Origin of the sequence: Prevotella sp. AM34-19LB (assembly GCF_003468525.1) — a bacterium.
GTDB lineage: Bacteria > Bacteroidota > Bacteroidia > Bacteroidales > Bacteroidaceae > Prevotella.
Window position 1 is genome coordinate 1 of the sequence record NZ_QSIG01000081.1, and the last position, 7,693, is coordinate 7,693.

The following is a 7,693-nucleotide window of genomic DNA, read 5'->3' on the forward strand; positions in this document are numbered from 1 at the left end:
GGCAAAAGCTTCATTACTAATACTTAAAAGCTTTTGCCCTTACAGGGCGTATGTTTATAACACCGAACAACCCAGGGCGTTGCCCTGGGCTAGGAGCTTCTGCCCTTTCAGGGCGTGTGGAGCTTACTTGCAAGGGATGGAGCATACTTTCTGAGCATATGGAGCTTACTTGCAAATATTGACAAACATCTAATAAATATCAGAAGAATGACAAAGAAAGGTAAACATACAGTATTATTCATCTGCCTGGGCAACATCTGCCGCTCGCCTGCCGGAGAGGGCATCATGAAGAGCCTGGTAGAAAAAGCAGGGTTGCAGGATGAGTTTGAAATCGATTCTGCAGGAATCGGAAACTGGCACGTAGGTCAGCTGCCCGACAGCCGCATGAGAAAATGCGGAGCCGAGCATGGCTACAATTTCAACAGTCACGCCCGCCAGTTCCAGAAGTCAGATTTCGGGATATTCGAAACCATCGTAGTAATGGACAATGAGAACTACCGCGCAATCACCTCCATGGCTTCCTGCCAGGCTGACAAGGACAAGGTGGTGCGCATGGCAGATTTCCTGACCCACCATCGTGAATACACCACCGTGCCCGACCCATACTATGGCGACTACAGCGACTTTGAGCTGGTTATCACGCTCCTGGAAGATGCCTGCCAGGGATTACTGAACAGCCTCGTAGAAGAATAAGAATTATACAGTAATCTCGCCCGAACCATAGCAGCGATGATGATGCTCATCATACACCACGCAGAACTGGCCGGGAGCCACACCGTGGATCGCCTCTTCTGAATGTATCATCCAGCGGCCATCTTCGAGTTTTTCGATGGTAGCAGGATGATACTCCGGCGTATGGCGAATCTTGAACGTTACCTTCTGCATCGCCACCTCGCGGGTGAGGAAATGGAAATCCTGAAGCGGGAAATCCTTCTTGTACGCCGTCTGAGGATCGTAGCCATGACTCACGTAGAGAATGTTCTTCTCCACATCCTTCTTGATCACGAACCAAGGTCCGCCGCCGAAGCCCAGACCCTTGCGCTGACCGATGGTGTGGAACCACAAACCCTTGTGGCCTCCGATGCGCTTACCCGTCTCCATCTCAATCACGTCGCCCGGGTTCTCGCCCAGGTATCGGCGGATGTAATCGTTATAATTAATCTGCCCCAGGAAGCAAATTCCTTGACTATCCTTGCGCTTGGCATTAATGAGATTTTCCTCTTCGGCTATCTCACGAATTTCATTTTTAATGTGATGACCGATAGGGAAAATCGCTTTTCTCAATTGCCAACTCTCTATCTGAGCCAGAAAATCGGTCTGGTCCTTTACGGGGTCAGGACTCGTGACGAGCCATTTATCGCCGTTTTCATCCGTTTCGGTCTGCGCATAATGACCTGTGGCGATGAGGTCGTAGTTGTGGCCCATCTTCTCATCGAAGGCACCGAACTTGATGAGTCGGTTGCACATCACATCAGGGTTCGGGGTGAATCCAGCCTTCACTTTGTCCATGGTGTAGCGGGTCACCTCGTTCCAGTATTCCTGGTGGCAGTCTATCACCTGCAGCTTGCATCCGTATCTGTGAGCCACGGCGGTAGCCATCTCCAGGTCCTCCTCAGAAGAGCAGTCCCATTCCTCCTTTTCTTCCGGTCCTATCTTGATATAGAAGCAGTCAGGGTGCAGGCCCAGTCGGGCAAACTTCCACACCACTACCGAACTATCCACGCCGCCCGAAAGCAGCACGGCCACCCGCTTGTCCTTTACCTCGGCAAGGAAGAGCTCGTCTCTGGTCTCCAGTTCCTTCTCTCTTGGAGTATCCTTTATCATCTTATTATTATTATCCATTGTCTATTCGCTATTATTCAATTCAGAAGGCAAAGTTACAACAAATTCTGCGAAAAGCCGCCATCTTATGCCGAAAAATCTCATATTTTGCCTAAATGTTTTCTCTTGCGCTACATTCTCCCCGTTATCCGCTCCTTCTTCTATCGAAATTCCCAATAGCAGAAATCGGCTCATTCCAACGCCAATTCTTTTTGTTTTCGATTTTATCCATACCTTTGCAATCGAAAATCAGAGAAAAGCGATTATAGTAAAAATCAATAACATAGTTGAATGTAAGAAAATCAATAACATAGTTTAATATAAGAACATGGATATCTTAAAAAATCTGTTTTATGGCTTCCCTGACCTATGGGGAGGCGGAGTAGCCCACTCCGTGCTGATCCTGGCGTTGGTCATCACCTTGGGTTTGAGTTTAGGAAAATTGAGAGTAAAGGGAGTTTCTCTCGGATTGGCTTGGATTCTTTTCATCGGCCTCATCTTCGGTCACTTCTCTCTCAATCTCGATGAGCATCTGCTCCACTTCCTCAAGGAGTTTGGACTGATTCTCTTCGTCTATTCCATCGGTCTGGAGGTAGGACCTGGTTTCTTCGCTTCGTTCAAGAATGGCGGCAAGAGCCTCAACCTGCTCAGCATCATCGTGGTAGCGTTGAGTATCATCACCACCCTCGCCATCTTCTCGTTCTCGGGAACATCCATTACCTCTATGGCAGGTATCCTCTCGGGTGCCGTTACCAACACCCCGGGACTGGGAGCTGCACAGCAGGCATTCAGCGACCTGCGCCACATCGATGCTCCATCCATCGCAGCCGGCTACGCCATCGCCTACCCTATGGGTGTGCTCGGCGTCATCCTCTCCTTTATTATATTAAGGTATGCGCTGCGCATCAACAAGAGCGAAGAGGAAGCTGATGCCAAGCGCGGTATGGGACACCTGGAGGCGATGACCCTGAACACCTTCTCTGTAAAGGTGACCAACCAGATGGTATTCGGCGACACCATCAAGCAGATACGCGAAATATTGAAGCGCGACTTCATGGTTTCAAAGATTATCCGCAAAGATAGCGACAAGCACGACGAGGTGGTAAACGGACAGACCCGAGTCAACGAGGGCGACATCCTGCAGATTGTTGCCAACCCTACCGTAGAAGAGCCAGTCATCGCCCTGCTCGGCGAGAAGGTGCAGGTGAGCGAGGAGAAATTCGGCGAAGACTTGATTACCCGCCGCATCCGCATCACCAAGCCAGGCATCAACGGCAAGAGCATCAGCCAGCTTCAGATTCGTACAAGCCTCGGTGCCAACATTACCCGAGTAAACCGCAACGGTGTGGATCTGATTGCTACTCCACAGCTGAAGCTGCAGCTGGGTGACCGTGTTACCGTGGTAGGTACAGAGCTTGCCATCGCCCATACCGAGAAAGTACTGGGTAACCAGATGAAGCGCCTCAACTACCCTAACCTGATTCCTATCTTCCTGGGCATCATGCTGGGTTGTATCGTGGCAAACATTCCATTCTTCATCCCAGGCATCAACGAGAGTCTGCGTCTCGGATTGACCGGCGGCCCTCTGGTAGTAGCCATCCTGATAGGTTACTTCGGTCCGAAATACAACCTCGTGACCTACAACACCATCTCAGCCAACCTGATGCTCCGTGAAATCGGAATCTGCATCTTCCTGGCTTGCGTGGGACTGGGCACCGGCGAACAGTTTATTCAGACCGTGGCATCAGAAAACGGAATGACCTGGATTCTCTATGGCATCGCCATCACCATGATTCCAATCATCGTGGGCGGCATCATCGGAAGATACGTGTTCCACATCAACTATTATACATTGCTCGGAGTGCTGGCAGGCGCCAACACCAATCCATCTGCCCTGGCTTACGTGCGTGAGCAGACATCAGCAGATGCACCATCTGTAGGCTATGCGAATGTTTATCCATTCGCCATGTTCCTCAGAATCGTAACCATTCAGATCATCATTTTCGTATTCGGATAAATATATGACAGAAAAAAACATGAAAATCTGCGATTGCGCAGACAACGGCAAGAACAACTGCAACTGCAAGGAAATCGCAGAAACAGAACTCAGAAGGAAACTCGACTTATTATTACGTACAGGCAGCATTCTCATGGAGAGTGCTGCCGACACCTCGCGCATTATGCGTACGATGAAGCGTGCTGCAGCGTTCCTCGGTCTCGACGAACGCTACATGCACCTTTACATCAACTGGAATGTGCTGATGGTGAACTACAGCGACGAGGAGCATTCCTTCTCCAAATTCCAGCGTTGCGAAAAGCACGGCATCAACCTTACCTCCATTTCGCTGGTAAGCAAACTCACCTGGCAAGCTATCAAGGATAACTATTCGCTCGAACAGTATGAGCAGGCACTCAACGATATCAAGGCCACTCCACGCAGCTTCACCCCTTGGCAGGTAGCCATCGGCGGCGGATTTGCCTGCGGCGGATTCTGCATCCAGTTCGGTTGCGACTGGCCAGCATTCTTCTTCTGTTCCCTTGCTGCCATCCTGGCTTCCGCCTGAGAATGTTCCTGCCTACCAAAGGCTGCAACAACTATGTAGCCATCGGTATTTCGGCATTCGTGGCAACGCTGATAGCGTGGCTCACCTCCTTCCTTTCGCTCAATCCAGCCATCGCAGCCGCCCTTCCGGGCTTCATGCATTCGGCTACCCCTTGGCACCCATTGATGGCGTGCGCCCTCTTCATCGTGCCGGGAGTTCCATTAATCAACTTCGTGAGCGACATGCTCGACGGTTACATCGAGGTGGGAATGGTTCGTGCCCTCAACACCCTGCTGATGCTCTTTGCCATGGCATTCGGTATTGCCTTCGCCATCCAGGTTTGCCACATCGACAACTTCGTGAAGAATCTTACGATGACTCCTCACCACGAATACTGGGAGTTCGCCATCGCGGCAGCCGTATCAGCCATGGGCTTCTCTACCATCTTCAGTATTCCTAGACGCCTGTTGCCAGCTGTGGCTTTGGGCGGTATCATCGCCGTTTGCTTCCGCAACTTCGTCAACCTGGGTCCATCCAATGGCAACATCGGTCTCGATATGGGCTTGAGCATCGGTTCGCTTGCCGGTTCTGCGCTCATCAGCGTCATCGTAATCAAGGCACGCCACTGGTTCCACACCCCTCACCAGTGCATCACCATTCCTAGTGTCATCCCAATGGTACCTGGAGTTTTGATGTATCGTGCCCTGTTTGCCTTCATCGACATGCACGGCGTGGTAGGCGAAGTAACCGTGGGTATGAACAACCTGATCAAGGCTTCGCTCGCCATCATCTGCATCGCCCTGGGTGTTGCCATTCCTAATGTATTCTTCCGCCGTTTCATCGCCGACAACCGCAAGCGTCGACTCCTCAACATGCTGGTGGAGAGAAAGAAGAAGAATGGCGAATTCGTGGATCTGCACGAAGTGGAAATCAAGTAAGAATCTGTGTTAATCTGCGTAATCTGTGGGACATTGAAACCCACGGATTACAGGATTTATCTGATTATTTTGCCCGAAAGCAGGGCTAATTAAAATAAAAGTTTTATCTTTGCACGCGTAATTATAAGACTAGTGAAAAAAGGAAAATGGAAATACGACAACTCAAATATTTTCTGAAGGTAGCCGAGACGCTCAATTTCTCGGAGGCATCACGCAAGCTCTACATCACGCAGAGCACCCTCTCGCAGCAGATTTCGCATCTGGAGCAGGAAATAGGATTGCCCCTCTTCGAGCGAAACTCGCACGAGGTTTATCTCACCGAGGCGGGAAAGGAGCTTCTTCCCTATGCCCAGAATGCGGTAAACTGCACCATGGCTTGCGTGGACCACATGAACGACCTGAAGGAGATGCTCACGGGCGAACTGAACATCGGCGTCACCTACTCCTTCAGCAACATCATGGCAGAAACGCTCATCGCCTTCCTTCATGCCTATCCTCATATAAAGCTGAACATCCAGTACCGTTCGATGCAGGAGCTGATGGATGGATTGAAGAAGCGTGAGCTCGACCTTGTGCTTGCCTTCAAGCCACTCAAGACAGACAAGGCGATTGACAGCCGTGCCATCTTCAGCAACCGTCTGGCGGCGATTGTGAACGAGAACCACCCCCTGGCGCGTCTTTCATCCATCAAGCTCTCAGAGCTGGAGCGCTACGACCTCATCCTTCCATGCAAGGGTCTGCAGGCTCGCAACGCCTTCGATTACCTGATAGAGGGCAAGGATCTCGACTTCAAGATCATGGTAGAAGTGAATAATGTGAACATCATCTTCGACCTCCTGCATCGCAGCAACCTGGTAACGGTACTTTCAGAATCCACCACCATCCTGGAAAAAGGCATGAGAGCGATTCCGATAGATGCTGCCGACAACGAGATGGATGGCTGCATCCACATTCTGAAGGAAGCCTATATGAAGAACTCGGCGCAGGAGTTCATCCGCATGCTGAGCCAGAGCACCAGCATCCTCGCCAACTTTGCGCTCAAGGATATTCTGAGATAGAATCGGAAAAGGATAGAAAGCTTCTGCCCTTACAGGGCGTACCGAGCTACCAAAATAATAAAGGCGTGCTGAACACAAGATAATAAAGGCGTGCAGAACACAAGAATAAAATGAAATAAAGGGAAGATTGTAATTCAATCTAAAAAGGCTGTCTCCGACTTGATTGCGGAGGCAGCCTTCATTTTTTTATTTCTGATAAAAGTTCTTGCTCTTTAAAATTGAGAATGCATTATTTCTTTCGGGCGATAATGATGGTTACACCAGCCAGGATGGCGAGGATGCCGATGGCAAGCTGGAAGGAGAAACTCTCGCCGAAGATACAGACGCCGATGATGACTGCCGTTACAGGCTCTAACGCTCCCATGATGGCAGCAGGAGTACTGCCGATGAGATTGATGGAAATCGTCATGAAGAAGAGCGACAGTACCGTTGGCAACAACGCCAGCTGGGCAGCATAGAGCCAATGCATAGGAGTCTGCAGCATCTGAATCTTCTCGCCTGCAATAAACGAATAGATGAACATCGTGATGAGTCCAAACAACAGGATGTAAAAGGTGAACTTGATGTTCGACATTCCCGGATTCTTCCATTGATTCACGGAGATGATGTAGAGCGCATAGAGCAGGGAAGAACACATCACCAGCGCAAAACCAGCCGTGCTCAACTTATCGTTTCCATCGCCCTGATAGAGCAAGCCCACACCCGATACTGCCAGGAGGATAGCCAGGGTAGTTGACCACGTCACCTTCTCATGAAAGAATACCGTCATCAGTATCGCCGTCATGATTGGATAGACAAAGAGGATGGTACTGGCAATACCTGCCGCCATGTAGTGGAAACTCACATAGAGTGTGGCAGAAGAAAGAGAGAACATGCAACCCAGCGTAGCGAGTCGGATCAGGTGTCCCCACTTTACCTTGAAACTCTCCTTGCGGAACAGCATCACCACGGCAAACATCGCCACCGCCAGGAGATAGCGGTAGATGAGTACCGAACTGGAATTGAATCCATCCCCATAAAGTTCCAACGTACCCAAAGGATTGGTACCATAACACACGGCAGCTACAACACCCGCCGCAAAGCCCTTAACTTTATTACTGCTTGTCATTGAATTAAAATGCTTTTTTTATTTTACTAAGTTTTTTCTTATACCTTATTATATAATATCATTTCTTTCGAGAATCTATTCTGAGAATCAATATCGAGAATCTATTCTGATAATTTAGTCGAGTAAGTGGAGGGAGTTTCACCCTCCCTTCTCTCGGAACCGTGCTTGACAGTCTCCCATCACACGGCTCTTCGTACTTAACTCTTTTGTTTCTTAGTTTATATT

5 protein-coding genes and 1 pseudogene are annotated in these 7,693 nt (G+C 49.7%); 4 read left to right on the forward strand and 2 right to left on the reverse strand.

Translation table 11 applies throughout. The features are described 5' to 3' along the window. Positions 1–207 precede the first annotated feature (207 nt). Positions 208–693 (forward strand): low molecular weight protein-tyrosine-phosphatase, encoded by a 486-nt coding sequence (locus tag DW830_RS14800; protein WP_119250425.1) that lies wholly within the window; start codon positions 208–210, stop codon positions 691–693. A gap of 3 nt (positions 694–696) precedes the next feature. On the opposite strand, the gene mnmA is transcribed toward DW830_RS14800, so the two are convergent. Then, positions 697–1,824, reverse strand: a complete 1,128-nt coding sequence (gene mnmA, locus DW830_RS14805; protein WP_119250429.1) for a tRNA 2-thiouridine(34) synthase MnmA — start codon at positions 1,822–1,824, stop codon at positions 697–699. Between the two features lie 325 nt (positions 1,825–2,149). Here mnmA and DW830_RS14810 point away from each other — a divergent pair, with 325 nt between their 5' ends. From DW830_RS14810 to DW830_RS14820, 3 genes and pseudogenes are all read left to right on the forward strand, one after another. Further along, positions 2,150–3,838, forward strand: a complete 1,689-nt coding sequence (locus tag DW830_RS14810; RefSeq protein ID WP_119250426.1) for a putative transporter — start codon at positions 2,150–2,152, stop codon at positions 3,836–3,838. A 133-nt stretch (positions 3,839–3,971) separates the two neighbouring features. After that, positions 3,972–5,302, forward strand: a pseudogene (locus tag DW830_RS17425) (threonine/serine exporter ThrE family protein). Between the two features lie 146 nt (positions 5,303–5,448). Then, positions 5,449–6,360 carry a LysR family transcriptional regulator gene (locus DW830_RS14820; RefSeq protein WP_119250427.1) on the forward strand — a complete coding sequence of 304 codons (912 nt, stop codon included), beginning with the start codon at positions 5,449–5,451 and terminating at the stop codon, positions 6,358–6,360. Positions 6,361–6,589: 229 nt separating this feature from the next. Here the strand turns inward: DW830_RS14820 and DW830_RS14825 are convergent, their stop codons facing one another. Further along, a complete protein-coding gene (locus tag DW830_RS14825) occupies positions 6,590–7,468 on the reverse strand; it encodes a DMT family transporter (protein ID WP_119250428.1) in 879 nt (292 codons plus the stop codon). Positions 7,469–7,693 lie beyond the last annotated feature (225 nt).